General features: G+C 59.5%; 30 protein-coding genes. 20 read left to right on the forward strand and 10 right to left on the reverse strand.

Going from position 1 to position 13,849, the window contains the following annotated elements:
- Window positions 1-307: 307 nt before the first annotated feature.
- The 9 genes from ACGLHT_RS20545 to ACGLHT_RS20585 form a co-directional block, all read right to left on the reverse strand.
- Window positions 308-478: a hypothetical protein gene (locus tag ACGLHT_RS20545; protein ID WP_207936439.1), complete on the reverse strand. Its 171-nt coding sequence runs from the start codon at window positions 476-478 to the stop codon at window positions 308-310.
- The gene (locus tag ACGLHT_RS20550; RefSeq protein WP_024086952.1) at window positions 475-705 is read right to left on the reverse strand and encodes a hypothetical protein; all 231 of its coding nucleotides are present in this window, start codon (window positions 703-705) and stop codon (window positions 475-477) included. Before ACGLHT_RS20550 ends, ACGLHT_RS20545 begins: the two co-directional genes overlap by 4 nt.
- Window positions 702-956, reverse strand: coding sequence for a hypothetical protein (locus tag ACGLHT_RS20555; protein ID WP_274120659.1), 255 nt, complete (start codon window positions 954-956; stop codon window positions 702-704). Before ACGLHT_RS20555 ends, ACGLHT_RS20550 begins: the two co-directional genes overlap by 4 nt.
- A 20-nt stretch (window positions 957-976) precedes the next feature.
- Window positions 977-1,261 (reverse strand): hypothetical protein, encoded by a 285-nt coding sequence (locus ACGLHT_RS20560; RefSeq protein WP_274120658.1) that lies wholly within the window; start codon window positions 1,259-1,261, stop codon window positions 977-979.
- A gap of 1,290 nt (window positions 1,262-2,551) precedes the next feature.
- Window positions 2,552-2,860, reverse strand: a complete 309-nt coding sequence (gene bamE / locus ACGLHT_RS20565; protein ID WP_248920484.1) for an outer membrane protein assembly factor BamE — start codon at window positions 2,858-2,860, stop codon at window positions 2,552-2,554.
- Between the two features lie 193 nt (window positions 2,861-3,053).
- Window positions 3,054-3,749, reverse strand: a complete 696-nt coding sequence (locus ACGLHT_RS20570; protein WP_054882089.1) for a hypothetical protein — start codon at window positions 3,747-3,749, stop codon at window positions 3,054-3,056.
- Window positions 3,724-4,080, reverse strand: a complete 357-nt coding sequence (locus ACGLHT_RS20575; protein ID WP_024086958.1) for a hypothetical protein — start codon at window positions 4,078-4,080, stop codon at window positions 3,724-3,726. The genes ACGLHT_RS20570 and ACGLHT_RS20575 overlap by 26 nt, the downstream gene beginning before the upstream one ends.
- A 214-nt stretch (window positions 4,081-4,294) precedes the next feature.
- On the reverse strand, window positions 4,295-4,549 hold the full coding sequence (locus ACGLHT_RS20580; protein ID WP_038409498.1) for a hypothetical protein: 255 nt from the start codon (window positions 4,547-4,549) through the stop codon (window positions 4,295-4,297).
- A 2-nt stretch (window positions 4,550-4,551) separates the two neighbouring features.
- Window positions 4,552-5,394, reverse strand: coding sequence for a LexA family transcriptional regulator (locus tag ACGLHT_RS20585; protein WP_274120656.1), 843 nt, complete (start codon window positions 5,392-5,394; stop codon window positions 4,552-4,554).
- Window positions 5,395-5,496: 102 nt separating this feature from the next.
- On the opposite strand from ACGLHT_RS20585, the gene ACGLHT_RS20590 reads away from it, so the two are divergent.
- From ACGLHT_RS20590 to ACGLHT_RS20685, 20 genes are all read left to right on the forward strand, one after another.
- Window positions 5,497-5,718, forward strand: coding sequence for a helix-turn-helix domain-containing protein (locus tag ACGLHT_RS20590; RefSeq protein ID WP_102083722.1), 222 nt, complete (start codon window positions 5,497-5,499; stop codon window positions 5,716-5,718).
- Between the two features lie 32 nt (window positions 5,719-5,750).
- Complete coding sequence (locus tag ACGLHT_RS20595; protein ID WP_027907145.1) at window positions 5,751-5,954, forward strand: hypothetical protein; 204 nt, start codon at window positions 5,751-5,753, stop codon at window positions 5,952-5,954.
- Window positions 5,955-6,244: 290 nt separating this feature from the next.
- On the forward strand, window positions 6,245-6,451 hold the full coding sequence (locus ACGLHT_RS20600; protein ID WP_027907143.1) for a hypothetical protein: 207 nt from the start codon (window positions 6,245-6,247) through the stop codon (window positions 6,449-6,451).
- A 19-nt stretch (window positions 6,452-6,470) separates the two neighbouring features.
- Window positions 6,471-6,683 (forward strand): hypothetical protein, encoded by a 213-nt coding sequence (locus ACGLHT_RS20605; RefSeq protein ID WP_027907142.1) that lies wholly within the window; start codon window positions 6,471-6,473, stop codon window positions 6,681-6,683.
- Window positions 6,684-6,812: 129 nt separating this feature from the next.
- Window positions 6,813-7,628, forward strand: coding sequence for a Rha family transcriptional regulator (locus ACGLHT_RS20610; RefSeq protein ID WP_274120655.1), 816 nt, complete (start codon window positions 6,813-6,815; stop codon window positions 7,626-7,628).
- Window positions 7,625-8,005 carry a hypothetical protein gene (locus tag ACGLHT_RS20615; protein WP_274120654.1) on the forward strand — a complete coding sequence of 127 codons (381 nt, stop codon included), beginning with the start codon at window positions 7,625-7,627 and terminating at the stop codon, window positions 8,003-8,005. The genes ACGLHT_RS20610 and ACGLHT_RS20615 overlap by 4 nt, the downstream gene beginning before the upstream one ends.
- Window positions 8,002-8,802, forward strand: a complete 801-nt coding sequence (locus tag ACGLHT_RS20620) for a helix-turn-helix domain-containing protein (protein WP_274120653.1) — start codon at window positions 8,002-8,004, stop codon at window positions 8,800-8,802. Before ACGLHT_RS20615 ends, ACGLHT_RS20620 begins: the two co-directional genes overlap by 4 nt.
- Entirely contained in the window at window positions 8,792-9,598 is an 807-nt protein-coding gene (locus tag ACGLHT_RS20625) for an ATP-binding protein (protein WP_274120652.1), read from the forward strand. Before ACGLHT_RS20620 ends, ACGLHT_RS20625 begins: the two co-directional genes overlap by 11 nt.
- Window positions 9,599-9,844, forward strand: coding sequence for a hypothetical protein (locus tag ACGLHT_RS20630; protein ID WP_274120650.1), 246 nt, complete (start codon window positions 9,599-9,601; stop codon window positions 9,842-9,844).
- On the forward strand, window positions 9,841-10,032 hold the full coding sequence (locus ACGLHT_RS20635) for a hypothetical protein (RefSeq protein ID WP_061550567.1): 192 nt from the start codon (window positions 9,841-9,843) through the stop codon (window positions 10,030-10,032). Before ACGLHT_RS20630 ends, ACGLHT_RS20635 begins: the two co-directional genes overlap by 4 nt.
- The gene (locus ACGLHT_RS20640; protein WP_274120649.1) at window positions 10,032-10,241 is read left to right on the forward strand and encodes a hypothetical protein; all 210 of its coding nucleotides are present in this window, start codon (window positions 10,032-10,034) and stop codon (window positions 10,239-10,241) included. The genes ACGLHT_RS20635 and ACGLHT_RS20640 overlap by 1 nt, the downstream gene beginning before the upstream one ends.
- Window positions 10,241-10,558, forward strand: coding sequence for a hypothetical protein (locus tag ACGLHT_RS20645; protein ID WP_274120648.1), 318 nt, complete (start codon window positions 10,241-10,243; stop codon window positions 10,556-10,558). The genes ACGLHT_RS20640 and ACGLHT_RS20645 overlap by 1 nt, the downstream gene beginning before the upstream one ends.
- Complete coding sequence (locus tag ACGLHT_RS20650; protein ID WP_274120647.1) at window positions 10,558-10,752, forward strand: hypothetical protein; 195 nt, start codon at window positions 10,558-10,560, stop codon at window positions 10,750-10,752. Before ACGLHT_RS20645 ends, ACGLHT_RS20650 begins: the two co-directional genes overlap by 1 nt.
- Window positions 10,752-10,967, forward strand: a complete 216-nt coding sequence (locus ACGLHT_RS20655) for a hypothetical protein (protein WP_274120646.1) — start codon at window positions 10,752-10,754, stop codon at window positions 10,965-10,967. Before ACGLHT_RS20650 ends, ACGLHT_RS20655 begins: the two co-directional genes overlap by 1 nt.
- Window positions 10,964-11,434, forward strand: coding sequence for a hypothetical protein (locus ACGLHT_RS20660; protein ID WP_274120645.1), 471 nt, complete (start codon window positions 10,964-10,966; stop codon window positions 11,432-11,434). Before ACGLHT_RS20655 ends, ACGLHT_RS20660 begins: the two co-directional genes overlap by 4 nt.
- Window positions 11,431-11,730, forward strand: a complete 300-nt coding sequence (locus ACGLHT_RS20665) for a response regulator transcription factor (RefSeq protein ID WP_096010387.1) — start codon at window positions 11,431-11,433, stop codon at window positions 11,728-11,730. Before ACGLHT_RS20660 ends, ACGLHT_RS20665 begins: the two co-directional genes overlap by 4 nt.
- The gene (locus ACGLHT_RS20670) at window positions 11,721-12,023 is read left to right on the forward strand and encodes a nuclease domain-containing protein (protein WP_182408140.1); all 303 of its coding nucleotides are present in this window, start codon (window positions 11,721-11,723) and stop codon (window positions 12,021-12,023) included. Before ACGLHT_RS20665 ends, ACGLHT_RS20670 begins: the two co-directional genes overlap by 10 nt.
- Complete coding sequence (locus ACGLHT_RS20675; protein ID WP_274120644.1) at window positions 12,020-12,379, forward strand: endodeoxyribonuclease RusA; 360 nt, start codon at window positions 12,020-12,022, stop codon at window positions 12,377-12,379. The genes ACGLHT_RS20670 and ACGLHT_RS20675 overlap by 4 nt, the downstream gene beginning before the upstream one ends.
- Entirely contained in the window at window positions 12,376-12,525 is a 150-nt protein-coding gene (locus ACGLHT_RS20680; RefSeq protein WP_164524309.1) for a hypothetical protein, read from the forward strand. Before ACGLHT_RS20675 ends, ACGLHT_RS20680 begins: the two co-directional genes overlap by 4 nt.
- Window positions 12,522-13,208 (forward strand): hypothetical protein, encoded by a 687-nt coding sequence (locus ACGLHT_RS20685; protein ID WP_274120643.1) that lies wholly within the window; start codon window positions 12,522-12,524, stop codon window positions 13,206-13,208. Before ACGLHT_RS20680 ends, ACGLHT_RS20685 begins: the two co-directional genes overlap by 4 nt.
- Before the next feature lie 155 nt (window positions 13,209-13,363).
- On the opposite strand, the gene ACGLHT_RS20690 is transcribed toward ACGLHT_RS20685, so the two are convergent.
- The gene (locus tag ACGLHT_RS20690; protein ID WP_274120642.1) at window positions 13,364-13,810 is read right to left on the reverse strand and encodes a hypothetical protein; all 447 of its coding nucleotides are present in this window, start codon (window positions 13,808-13,810) and stop codon (window positions 13,364-13,366) included.
- Between the last annotated feature and the right edge of the window lie 39 nt (window positions 13,811-13,849).

Below are 13,849 nucleotides of genomic sequence, written 5' to 3' on the forward strand. Positions count from 1 at the left end.
CCAGGCAGTGCAAAGGGAAAGGGTGATGAAGCTACCGCGCCACATGGCGAAGCGGCGTGCGCGCTGGTAGCTGGTCATGACTCCACCTCGACATAGAAATGATCTTGCGGGGGGCCATAGCCTGCTGTTCGGAGGTGATCACAGAGTTTTATGGCATCCGCCTCAGTAGGGCAAGTTCCAGCCTCGCTTGGAATGCTTCCATCCTTGCTGCCGCGGTATCCGATACCGCTGAGAGGATTATCTTCATCAGGGAGCTCTGCTAGAAACCATCGGCGCCCATCATCGCCGCTCTTGTAAATTGCGAAGCTCATGGGCGAGGCCTCACAGCGATCTGGCCCGACTTGAGCGCCGCTACTACCTCCGGCGGAAGCTTCTGCACCGGCAGTTCGCGGGGCAGGCCCACGCCGATGATGGCCAGGCTGCGTTCGATCTGTTCTAGCTGTTCGTCAATCAGGGATTTAACCGGTGCCGTGCTCATGCGACCCTCCCAAACGATTCCAGCCCTTGCTGGTTGTTTCGCTCAATGATCCTGTTCAGGCGTTCTTTGTAGTTGCGCTGCTGGTCCAGGCCTATCGCTTCGGTGAGCCCAGCCAAATCGATGGCCATCTCCAGCTCGCCCCGTAGGATGTCGCTGAACGACGCGCAGATCTGCGTGAACCGCAACTCGATGATTTCGACAACGTCCTGCCTGGTCTTCTTGTTCATGCTGTCCTCCGGGCGGCACCTGAGCCGCACATGGCTTCCATCTTGTCGAGTGCCGAGGCGATCACCCGGCGGCTCTCGGTCCGCTGGCGTTCATCGCGCTCTCGGATCATCGTGCTCCAGGCCTCGTTGTTTGCCCGGGCCTGCTCCGAGGTCATATGGTCAACCCACGACGAGTCACCAAATAGCTGGTACTGGCGGTCGACCTCGCGGGCCTGGGCACTGTCTGCGTAAAGCTCATGCTCGCGAGCCATAGTCGCCTCCAGGTGGTGGGTTACTCGGTGGGTGGTGGTGGGAGTGGCATCCAGTGGGTAGGCGGGTTTTCATCGGTGAATCCGCCGTCCCACGACATCCAGAATGGTTCGATGTCTTCGTACTCAGGGCAGCGGCACACACCGCCGCAGTCGCCTACGTGCTTCAGGAGCTCGTCGCCTACGGTGTAATGCCCCAGCGTTACTCGATCCGGGATCGGCACGCCGTCGAATGTCTGGCCAATGGATGCAAGCAGCACCTCAGTGCCGTCGCGCGGCGCCGATGCAATCGGCTGCCAGCCACTCATGCAGCCTCCGGCCAATGGCGATTGATGCTCTCTTTGGCATAGGGGGAGAGTCGCTCGAAGCTGTTTACCCCGCCACATCCGGGCATGGTTCCCTCCAGTTCGACGCAGGCTTTGATGTCACAGCGACGCGAGCACACCCAGCCGCCGTAGTGGCAGCGGTGCACTTCTCCTTTTGGGTCGGGGTGATAGGCCAGCCCGCCTTTCCAAGATGGCGACCCGCGCAACTTGAGGCCGCAGCCCCGGCACACAGCCTGGGTATCGGTGCAATTGTGCATGTGGTGATCCTCTGGACCGCATTGGCCAGGAGCCAGGCGCAGGTGACCAAACCCACCGTGAAAGGTGGCCTGGCGCCTGCCTAATGCGGTCGTATGTGAAGGGAAGGGGATGCGAGGTGTATCGGTGATGCGATCTGGCCGGTGCTGATATCCGGCTTCATGAGGGTTTTAGCGATTTGCGCGACAGCAGGGCATTGCCCGCCTTAGTGATTCGCACCTCATGGACGCTACCTGCGCATCAGCCTGCGCATTCAGATCGCATCCCGATCACACCCTGCGATGGGGAGCAGGGCATCGGGCCGTCTTTCCGGCTGCCAGGGATTTACTAACAAAGCCCCAGTTAAGGGGCTTGGTGCACTAGATTCTCGATACTGTGAATGGAAGCGCGTAGCAGCGTTGCAGCGGGCCCACGAAATCGCTTACCCATCGACTGGAAAGGTCATTCTCTACGCTGGCTGCCAGCTGGTAGTGGGTCACCTCGGCAACAACCTTGCCGGTCCACGAATTGATCACAGCCCATTTGTTCATAGTGTTGCCCTCCAGGGCGGTTGATTTCCCGGCAGCCACTCGTGGGAATGGCTGCGAGTGAAACCTGCCGCGACCCGCTACTGGCGTCGGTCGCTGGCAAAAATCGAATGTCGTGTTGACCGCTGCGCCGGCGTGCCGGGCGCTACAGCTCAACGGGTGTTACAGGTCGCTGTTACCCGCCACCTGCGACTGGGCGATGATTTCTTTCCATACGTTTTCTGGTTTGGGCTGCCAGGGCTATTCGATACAGCGCAGCAGGGTGGGAGTCGCCCACGCCCGGTGCGTTAGTCGTTTCGCTGGCTGGCAGCCTTTCTGCGATTGGGTTGTTAAAGAGCGGTGAGGCTTGAGGGCCTCTGCAGTCCCTCGTGAGTGACTGCGATGGACAAAATATGCACCAGTGCAATTTGAGTGTCAATGCACTGGTGCATAAATTTTTTCGAAGACACAAAAAAGCCCGCGCTAGGCGGGCCTCATCGGTTAGTGCGGATTACTCGTCAGGACTGGGTTTGGCGATAAAATCCTTCGGGATGTATGGAACCTTGGTCACCTTTCCATCCTTTGTCTCGAACGACACGGACTTCGCGCCGCCGAATGCTGTGGCATGGCTGTAGACCCACATCTGGCCGTCTTCCCTGGATGTGACCATGTAGGGGTTGCCCATGATCTCGTAGAGCTGATCTTCGGTCATGCCGACCTTGACCTGGCTGGCCTGGCCGAAGGTGAATGGGGTGCCGGCGCAGCCCGCAAGAACGGCGACTACTGCGGCGAGAAGGAATCGGTGTATGTGGCGAAGCATGGCGACCTCCCTGTGAATTGAGCCGCCATCCTACCACTCTGGCAATGAGCCATCACGCAGGCGTAAAAAAGCCCGCTGGGAAGCGCGGGCTAACGTAGGGAAATCGGATGAGCCTTCACTGTGCAGGGTAGGGCGTGAAAAAAGCGTGAAGGCATGAAAAAGCCCGCCGAGGCGGGCTTATCAGATAGTAATGTCAACTCTGACCTGGGCGACTTTTGAGCTGGGCTGCACGGATCTCATCAAGAATTCGACGATTTGCCTCAGTCTGGTCCTGGGCCTGCTTGATGAGGGCATCAATCCGCTGCTGGTTTACTAAAGCCTCTTTCCCGCCGTCAAAGAACGCCTTACCACCACCAAAAATGGTGGCATTGGCGCCCATAATGCCCAGGACGATGGCTACGCCGATACCAGCCATCCAGAACCGCAGTTCTTTATTGGCTTGTTTCACTTGACCAAATTCGGCTTCGGCACGCTCTACAGCCGCAAGCGTGGCGGCCACCGACTTGTCATTGGACTCCAGGTGCGCTGCTACGGCCTGTTTATAGGCAATCGCTTCCCGCCGAGAAGATTGATCTCGCAATCTCATTTCTCTTCGGAATTCATCAGCAAGACGATCGATCCGGCGCTCCATCCTCTGCTCGATGCTTGCAAGATCTTCCTTCACCGCGTGATCCTCTGCTTCATCAGGCCCAGTATGTACGCTAACCAATGGTTTGTCTTCAGCATTGGCAGGCTCCACCAGTACAGTAGTTTGTGACGATGTGCCGCTTTTCAAGACCATATTGGCTGATGGTATGCCAAGGGCGTAGGCGACCAGATCCTGATTTGTTTTGCTCTTGGCGACTGGTATGACCAAGCTTAGGTTAGGGTTTAGCGACTGCGGCTGCATTTGCCTGGGCTGCCTCTACTTGTTCCACGGATTGTAGAAGAGCCATAGCGAACCCTTTGGCAGCCTTCAATGGCATCACGGCTTGCATCATTTGAACCCGATAGTGGTCAACGTTCTGGGGCTCAACAGTGAGGATAAGCTCGCCAGGATTGTTACCAGCTACGAACACTTCCTCCTTAACGTCCATGCAGTCCCGGGAAAAAGTAATCGAAACCTGAGCGCCGCCATCGTTGGTTTGCATCATGATTACGTGCGTCTGATCAACGACCTCACTTACAAAGGTCTCCGATTTCCGGTGCTGCAGACGTACGCCTGGTGCTGGCTCTTGCATTGTTAAACACTCCGTTGAATATCTCTTTCTAGCTATCCTGACGCGCCCCAGATGCCGCGGCAGCTTAGGTCAATATTGCAATCTGATCACACCAGGTGCGCATTCCACACCAGCAGCACCCAGCCCTGCGATTACGCTTGCTCTCTGAGGATAAGTCCCGCCTTCACCTCATCCCCATACCCCACCAACCGATCCTCCCCAGCCCGGCGGATCCTCACTCTGGCACCTCGCAAGGTGTCTTTACCCGGACAATTAGCCCCAGGTGGGTTTCCTCTGCATATCCGGCAAGCCTTTCCTCGGCGTCCTGAAAGGACCGGCACATCCTCAGTACGGCTTGAGCATCTGGGTCATTCCCGGACAGGCTGATGCGCTCAGCAATCCGTTTCAGCTCGACGGCTGACCACTTGAGGTCAGATGCAAGGCCTTGAAGGTCGCGGCGGAGTTCTTGGTTGGGCTTGGTTAGGGGCATGGCTATACCGGCTGCCCGTTCCACACGTAGAGCACCCGGGCCAGAATGTGGGTGTCGTCCACGCGGATCTCCTCAGGGTCATGGTGCTTGTTGTCCGAAATCATCTTGAAGCGTTCACGGCCTTTCTTCTGCAAGCGCTTCACGTAAAGCATCTCGTCATGAGAGAAGAGGTAGATGCCGTCACCGGTGAATTCTCGGATTGTGATGTCAACAAGCAGGGGGTCGCGATCCTTGATTGTCGGAGCCATCGACTGGCCCCAGCCGGTTATCACTTTAAGGTGGTAATGCTCCTTGAAAGTGATACCCATCTCGCGCAGATGCCTTGGGCTTACTCGTATGTCCTGAAGCATTTCTGGGTAGTCATGCGGGATCTGACCTCCGCCCATTGCCGCCCGGACGTCGTAGTGAGCAATCCATACTTCGTCGCCAACCTGGCCGGGCCTGGAAAAGTCGACAGTAACCACGTTGGATGAAGCCTGCTCAGCGGACTTTTCCTCAATGGCATCGGCGATTTTCTGGCGGGCGTCGAGAGAGAGCCCCTTTCCGTGCTTGGCCAGCATCTGCTTGACGATATCGGCTGTAGATAGAGTTTCGCGCCTCTCCGCCTCTGGCTCACCCTCAACCAATGGCTCATAGCCGCGCAACTGATCGGTGGTAACGCCAAAGAACTCAGCCAAAGGCCTGACCTGCTTGTCGGTAGGCTCTTTGATGCCTTTAGGGCCCTGCGGCTTGAGAATCCTGGAAATGGTCGATTGGCCGACGCTTGTACGGCTCGACAGCTCAACCTGGGATATGCCGTTCTTGGTCATCAGCTGAGCGAGAATTTTATCTATCGATTTATGCATGAGTGCAATGCTGCCTCCCGGCGGTGCATACAGCAATAAGGCAGAGCGTTGACATATATGCACCAGTGCATGATGATGTGCATATCTACAAAGGAGGCAGCCATGAGCGCTACCGATCTTCCGAAAAAACTGGATGAGCTGCTGGGCTCTGGATTGACCTACAAGGCCATCGCAGAGCGCGCCAAGTGCGACATCTCGACGGTTTTCCGTATTCGCAACGGCCAGATCAGCAACCCGAGCTACGTGGCAGGGACCGCTATCGACCAAATGCACGCTGAGCTGGCCAAAAACGGCAAGCAAGGCATCAAGAAATCAGCTGCCTGACAAATTTCATAGCCGCAAGGAGCCAACCAAGCATGTACCAAGACCCGAATCAGAAGCGCGCCATCCCGGTGAAGGTCCGTTTCGAGCCCGTGCTCGACCGGATCCTCCGCAAGGCTGCGAGCAAGACCCGCATGCAGCACGCCACCTATCTGTACGAAATCATCGAATGGGCCGTAGCCAACGGCGTTATCGAGGAGCTGATGCAGGACAAGCAGCAAGAAGATATCGCGGGCTGAAGGCCCTTTGGAGGCCTAAATGACCGTACAGCTTGATCAGCTGTCGCCAGATGTGCGGCAGCGAGTAGAGGGGCTGATGAGGGCCAATGGCTGGGATTTCAGCACAGCGATGAACCAGGTGTTCGAAGCGGCTGTAGCCAGTGGGGCCTTGTCAGTGGTTGGCCGAAGGAAGGCCAAAGTCTTGCAGTTGGTGACCCCAATGAGGGCCTCTGCGAGGGACTCTTCAGGGTAGGGCGGAGGCCCTCTTAACACTCAACCTCAAACGACCGAAGCATCCAGGGGATCACCCGATGGCCTACGACGACAAAGCACACCGACACGACCACCAGGTCAAGGTCCGCTTGGATGACGAGGACTTCAACGAACTGAAGGGGTACGCCCTGGAGCTCAAGGCTCAGCACAGCGTGCTTGCCCGGGAAATCATCCTGGCAGCGCTGGCGTTCAAGAAAGAGCACGGCCACCTGCCGCTGATCAACGAGAAGAAGGCCAGGGCCTGAATAGGTCAAGGGAGGACGAATGTCGCCTGCAAACGAAGCGGTACAGCAGCACGACGTAGAGGTCGCCCGGTTCCGCCGGAATGACTTCGCGGACCTGGAGGCCTGGGCGGAGGAGGTTGGTGTCAGCACCGACGAGCTGGCCGCGCAGATCCTGAAGAAGGCCACGCACTTCCTCGCGCAGCGGGGGAAGCCCAAGAGCAACAACGTGGTGCCGTTCGCGGCGCCGAGGTAACCGTCCGATCCCTAATTAGGGACCCTGGCGTCAGTCCCTCATAAGGGACGCCAAATCGCAGAGACAAAAAAGCCGGGATTGCGGCCCGGCTCTCTGCATAACGAAAAACTCTGTTGAGGAATCTTACCTATGCAGACCCCAAGTGTACAGGCCCTGCAAAGGGTCGCGCCACAAAACGACAGACGCGATTTCGTGGCGCGCATGTCCTCCCGGGAGATCGCCGAACTGGTTGGCTCCAGGCATGACAGCGTGAAGCGAGCCATGGAGCGCCTTCAGGAAAAGGCCATTGTGAGCTTTTCACCGTCGGTGGAAACCTCTCACCAAGGCCAAGGCTCCCGTCCTGTTGAGGTTTATCTGGTCAACAAGCGCGACAGCTTCGTCGTTGTCGCCCAGCTGTGTCCGGAGTTTACGGCGGCGCTGGTTGACCGCTGGCAGGAACTGGAGGGGCAGGTGGTGGCCACGCTGCCCGACTTCACCAATCCAGCTGCCGCCGCGCGCGCCTGGGCCGACCAGGTCGAGCAGAAGGAGGCCTCCGAGCGCGCCCGCCTGTTGCTCACCGTGGAAGTGCAGGCCCAGGCCAAGAAAATCGACCACCTAGAGAACCTGTTCAAGGAAGGCATGAGCCACGTCCAGTTCTGCAAGGGCCTCAATGGGGTCAACGTGATGCAGGTCGGCCATTTCCTCGAGCGCCGCAACTGGCTCTACAACGAGAGCAAGTCCGGTACCCGGTACCGCGTCGGCGCCTACGCCCGCGACAAGTACATGACCGAACACCAGCAGGAGATCACCCCGCACGGGAAAGAGGCGTTCATCAGCTACACGCCGATCCTGCTGCGCAAAGGCGCCGTGCGCCTGTACGAGCTGTACCTGGCCGGCGAGCTGCCCATGAAGAAGAACTGGGACGGCCTGCACACCCACGACAAGGCCGTGCGGGGTGCAGCATGAGCGTCGACATCAAAGAACTCAAACGGCTCGCCCGGAAAGTCGCAGAGTGCGAAGACCGGCCTGAGATTGCTGACGAGCACGCCGAAGCTGCTGATGCGCTCTGGCTGCACATGCACTGCCACACCATCCTGGGGCTGATCGAAGAGATCGAGCGGAGAGACGAAAACCCCAACTTCCGGGCAGTCCAGTCTGCGCGCCAGGAAGCGGAAAGGCTCAAGGCCGAGAGCGAGGCGCTGCGCAAGGATGCCGAGCGATATCGCGCGATCCGTGACGATATCCCACACGCCGACTTGGGGCGGGCGATCCTCGACGTTCAATCGGCAGTCGAATACGACTCCGCTGTGGATTCGGTAATGGCCAAGGAGTGCGGCCAATGAGTGTCCAATCCATGTCCTGGGCCCTGGAGCAGCGCGACATCGTAGACGCCACTGCGCGCTACGTGCTGCTGGTCCTGGCCAACTATGCCGACAAGAACGGCCGAGGGGCTTTTCCGTCCTCCGCCAGCATCAGCGATGACACCGGCCTGTCCATCCGGACGGTGAAGTACAAGCTCGACCACCTGCTGGAGATCGGGGTAATTCGCCTTGGGAATCAGGCTATTGCCGGTGCCTACATCGACCGTCACGACCGCCGCCCAACCGTTTATGACCTGTGCGTAGAACGGGGTGCACCAGCTGCACCCGGTTCGTCACGGGGTGCAAATGACGACACAACGGGGTGCAGCTCACGACAGAACGGGGTGCAAACCACGACAGAACGGGGTGCAGGAGCTGCACCCAATCCATCAATAAACCATCAATTAACCATCAGAGAACCGAAGGGGCCAGTCGCTGACGCTCCTGCGGCACCGAAGAAGGCTCCGAAGTTCGACCCGATGACTGCCAAGCCGGCCAATGTCAGCTCGGCTGTATGGGCCGACTGGTGCCAGCACCGCAAGGAGATCGGCAAGCGTCTGACCAAGACGTCGTGCGAGCGCCAGGCCGCCCAGCTGGCCAAGCACCACGCACCCGACGCCGTGATCAACCAGTCGATCAGCAACGGCTGGACCGGCCTGTTCCCGGAGAAGGTGTTGCCTGGTGCCCAGGCTAACGGCAGTAGCCGCCACCACGGCTTCAACGACAAGGACTACACCAGCGGCCTCAAGCGCCGGGAGGATGGCAGCTATGCGCTCTGAGAAAGTCACTCCGATCAACCAGTCATCCCTTGTTGATCGCATCCAGCCAGCCGACTGCGAGAAGCACGGCCCCTTCGAGCAGAAGGTCACCATGCTGCTTGGCAAGGCTCTACGCAGCCACTGCCCTGAGTGCGCTCGAATCGCCAAGGAGGTGCGCGAAGCCCGCGCAGAGGCCGAGCAGGCCCTGAACGTGCGCTTGGCGATCTCCCGCAAGCTGGGCGACTCGCTGATCCCCAAACGCTTCGCAGAGCGCTCTCTGGCGAACTACAAGGCCGAGCACAAGGGCCAGGCCGAGGCGCTGCGCTTCTGCCGGCACTACGTGAAGACCTTCGACCAGATTGTTGAGGCAGGCCGCTGCATGGTGCTGCTTGGCAAGCCCGGCACCGGCAAGACCCACCTTGGCGCAGGTATGGCCAACGACTTGATGCGCAGCACCTCGCACTCGGCCGTGTACCGCACTGTCGGCTCGGTCTTGCAAGCCATTCGAGCCACTTACGACCGCTCCAGCGAGGCGACTGAGGCGAGCATTCTGGCCAGCCTGATCGAACCTTCCCTGCTGGTGCTGGACGAGGTGGGCGTGAGCAAGGAGCAGCCGAGCGACTTCGAGCTGACGACTCTGTTCGCGATCATCAACGGACGCTACGAGCAGGTTAAGCCCACGGTGGTGATCTCCAACCTGAGCCCCGAGCAGTTGTCGGTGGCCATGGGCGAGCGCTGCGTCGACCGGCTGCGTGAGGGCGGAATGATCGTGGTGCCGTTCGAGTGGGAATCGCACCGTGGCAAGGAGGGCGTCTGAATGTGCATCTGGTTTGAAGTGACACCGCTCCATGGGAATCCCGAGGAGGTCGACAACGCCACGCAGATGGCGGCCATCGCTGGGTGCGAGGTATCGGACCTGCCGACCATCAGCGGTTCAGCCATGCAGGAAAACGACTGCCTGTGCGATTTCGACGCCGAGGCCTTCGGGAAGAAGTTCGGTTTCAGGCTGCAGGAGGGTGAAACCGCCTTCGATCACTACCTGATTCAGGAGGCCCGCCCATGACCCCAGCACAAGAAATCACAGTCGCCCAGCTCAAGAGCCAGGGCTTCGCGCAGGTCGTGGAAGGCCGAGAAATCGTTCGCATGACCAAGGGCGCCGACCGCCGTGTCGTGATGGCCGATGGCAGCCAGAAGCGCGGGTATCACGTTGAGTTTGAGCGCGCCGGGCAGCCGGCCGGGGAGGGGGTGTGATGCGCACCTATCTGAAAGCGGTGCTGATGATCGTCCTGGCTCCGTCGGTGATCGTTCTGGGATCCGTAATCGCCTACCTGTGGTGCGAGTTCGCCATATCGCTGGACCTGCCAAAGCCTGTGCGCTTCGGGATCTACATCACGCCGGTGGTGCTGCTTGCGGCGATCCCGGTCACCTGGGTGCTAAATCGGATTGAGGGGCGCAAGTGATGACCATGACCGATCAAAAACTTCTGGAACTGGCAGCCAAGGCAGCCGGCATCGGTCCGGTGCTGTGTTACGAGGCCGCGCGCAACTGCCTGCGTATTGGTGACCGCAAGTCCTACACCCTGTGGCGCCCATTCACTGATCACGCAGACGCGTTCCGTCTGGCTGCGGCTCTGGAGCACGCAATCCAATACGTAACGCATGAGTTGCCGGAGGACGAGATTGGGGTAACCCGCAGAACGGTAGACGTGGAGGCTACGTGCAGAGGCATCGTCATTGCAGCTGCCAACTACGGCGAATTCATGCAAGGGGGCCAGTAATGCGCAAGTTCAATCCCCGAGGTGTTCAAGCCTGGATGATTCGTCGCCCGTGGCTTGCTCGACTTTACCTGCTGGCGCTGCTCCCGTTCATGCCGATCATTTTCTCTGTCGCGATCCTTTGGCAGAACCGTCGAGATTTCCGGGAGATCCCCGAAGCGGTCTCTGCCATTTTCCTGCCTTGGGAGAAGCACTGATGGACACCAACAAGATGCGCGAACAGCGCGCCGAAGCTGATGCGCGAGTGCTGAAGTATCTCCAAGGCTGCCTTGGTTCCACCGCCTGGGCGATGTCCGGCGCCGTCCGCTTGAGCCGAGAAGATGTTTCCAAGGCATGCCAGCGCCTGAAGCGCAAAGGCCTCGTCGCCACATCTCCAACGCAGACGACCTACTGGCAGGCGGTGAAGCCATGAGCGAGAAGATAAGCGTCAACAGCCAGGCCAAGCTGTCCGAGGCCGTGACCATGCTCACCCGTATGTTCCGCGACAAGAAGTTCGTCGTGGTCACCATGCGCCCGGGCAAGGACCGCACCCTGGACCAGAACGCTCTGTGGTTCGCCATGTACGACCGCATCGCCAAGAGCACCGAGATGGGCGACATCGAGGATGTGCGCCGGTACTGCAAGCTGCACTTCGGCGTGCCGATCATGCGTGCCGGCTGCGATGAGTTCCGCACCGGCTGGGCCGAGTCGTTCATCCACCTGCCGTATGAGGTGAAGCTGCGCCTGATGGGGCCGTGCGCCATGTTCGGGCCGGATGGCTTCCCGGTGACCCGTCTTTTCGACCGGGCCCAGGGTTGCCAGTACACCGACCGCATCGTTGCCGAGTTCGCGCCGCAGGGCGTGGTGTTCAGTGATCTGCTGAGCGAGGAGGCGGCATGAAGAGCCAGGAAGCAAATCTCAAGCGCAACAAAGACCAAGGCGTTTTCGCAGCGCCCGGCTGGCGAGGGCTGTATGGCCATGGCCTGACGCGGCGCGGGGTGCAGTGTGTGGTTCTTGCTGCAACAGGGAAGAGCGGCAAGCAGATCGCTCGCGAGCTCGGCATTTCGCCTGGAACGGTCACCAGCAGGATGGCGGATGCCCGCCTGCACCTGGGAGCCTCCAACCGCACGGAATTGGTCGCTAAGGCAGTGGCGGCAGGAATCATCTACGCATCGGAGGCCGAGCCATGCGCGTAGTAAGCAAGAAGGTGCGGGAGAGCGCCCGGGGCCAGGACTGCACCGTTCGCATTCCCGGCACCTGCAACTTCAACCCTGAAACCACCGTGCTGGCCCACCTGCCATGCGGGCAGAAGGGCATGGGCATGAAGGGCTTCGACACCGTGGCGGTATACGCCTGCAGCGCCTGCCACGACGTGCTCGATGGCCGGGGGAAGGGCGAGGTGGACTGGTCCGACATGCCTCGGGCGATCGCTGAGACTCATGAGGCCCTGATTCGGGCTGGCATTCTTACCATCAAGGGGGCCGCATGACGGACCTGACACTACCGTGGCCTCCGGCCGCATGCAGCCCGAACGCCCGGGTGCACTGGACCAAGAAGAGCAGGGCGGCCAAATCCTACCGGGCAGCCTGCCACCTGCTTGCGAAGCAGGCCGGTATCAAGGCGCCTGAGGGTGAAGCGCTGCTCATGATCGAGTTCGTGCTGCCGGATCGCCGACGCCGCGACGACGATAACCTGCTGGCGATGTTCAAGGCTGGCCGTGACGGCCTGGCAGATGCTCTGGGCATCGACGACAACGTGTTTGCCACCCAGATCAGGGTGAGCAAGGAAACGACAAAGGGCGGCGTCGTGCGCATCCGCATACAGGCACAGGAGCAAGCAGCATGACACCAGCATGGGGATTCCTGATTTTGGCCACCCTCATGGTGGTGGGTGGTTTATCGCTGTCATGGGCCGGCGCGGTCCGCCGCAAGCGTTGCTACGAAGAATTTCTGCTGAAGAAGAACAATCGCATCCAGGGAGAACGACCATGAAAGTAATCAGCGCCCGCCAAGTTTGGCACGACGCACTGCACGAGAACCGCGCATCCGCCCTGGCAGTCGCCGCTGAGCAGGCAGCCCTGGGCAAGAAGGGTGGCTCCGGTGATGTGAAGATCATGGTCATGCTGGAGAACCACGACGGCCAGGAGGTGTGCAAGGTGTATGAGGTTCGCAAGGAAGGGGTGCAGGAGACGCGCCCAGGCCGCCGCCTCACCAATGACCGCTGCGCGCACATGCTGACCGCCGGCCTGGTGCTTCAGGCGATCGACTCCCTGCCGAAGTCGCTGCGTCACCTGGGGCACTTCCTGTACTCGCCAGTGGCCAGCGGCAACGACCTCAGCATCTCCCATGGCCTGGTATGGCTCGGGAGCGGGCTGGAGGCGCTCACAGACCGCAAGAAGCAGCGAGCCTACTGGATGGCCATGGCTGCGCTCCAATCGCACAAAATCCTCGTGCACGGCGGCGAGGCGATGGGGCCTGGGGCGGTATGCATGTTCGTCGAGGATCGCACTGGCGAGAAGATGAACCCCCAGAACTGGGCCAGGGATTGGCAGGAGGTGTGGGATGCGCTCTGTGCCCAGGTCGATAAGCTCGACAAGCAGGCCCTCAAGCCTGTTGCCCGGGTGGTGGAAAGGCTCCGCGAACGCAATGACGGGGCACAGGAAATAGCCGCTTGACAGTTTGAGGAGTGTTTTGGCACTATTTCGCCATCGTCATAATTTCGCCTTTGGCGAAAACATCAAGAACCCGGCCCAAACAGCCGGGTTTTTTGTTGCTCGAATAGGCCTTCAAGAGGCCCGGTCACTCCGAAGGCTTTTCCATTTATCGCGCACTAATCGATCCCCATCGATTTGGTGATGAGCGACGCCCCTACAGCAAGAAACTGGTCAACGAGCTTCGAGGTCGTCGCTTTAGCCCCTTCGGACGACGCCTTTCGCAATTTTTCGCCCAGCGTGTCACTGCCAATCTCTGGCTGATCTACATGCTTCATCGATTTAAGTCCAGCTGCAGAAAGGGTATACCGCGAACTGATGCGGCCGGCTCGCTGAGACAGGTAACCCTCTTCGGCGAGCCAGTAGGCTGAGTGATCAATAAAATTGCTCAATTCCCTCCAGCCTGATGTGTAGATCACGCCACCAGTTTCATCTCTTGTTGGCTCCTCATTGCTCAGCCCAAGTGCTTTTGGACACAAAAAGACAGGCTCAGGAAACTTCGAGTAAAGCGTTGAGAGGATAAGGGCGGTGATCTCGTCAAAGCGCTCAATATTTGATTTTTCCATTGCTCAGCTCGTCGTCTAAATGTGCGAATCACGATAGCA

Origin of the sequence: Pseudomonas sp. PsB, assembly GCF_043658375.1 — a bacterium.
Lineage (GTDB): Bacteria > Pseudomonadota > Gammaproteobacteria > Pseudomonadales > Pseudomonadaceae > Aquipseudomonas > Aquipseudomonas putida_Z.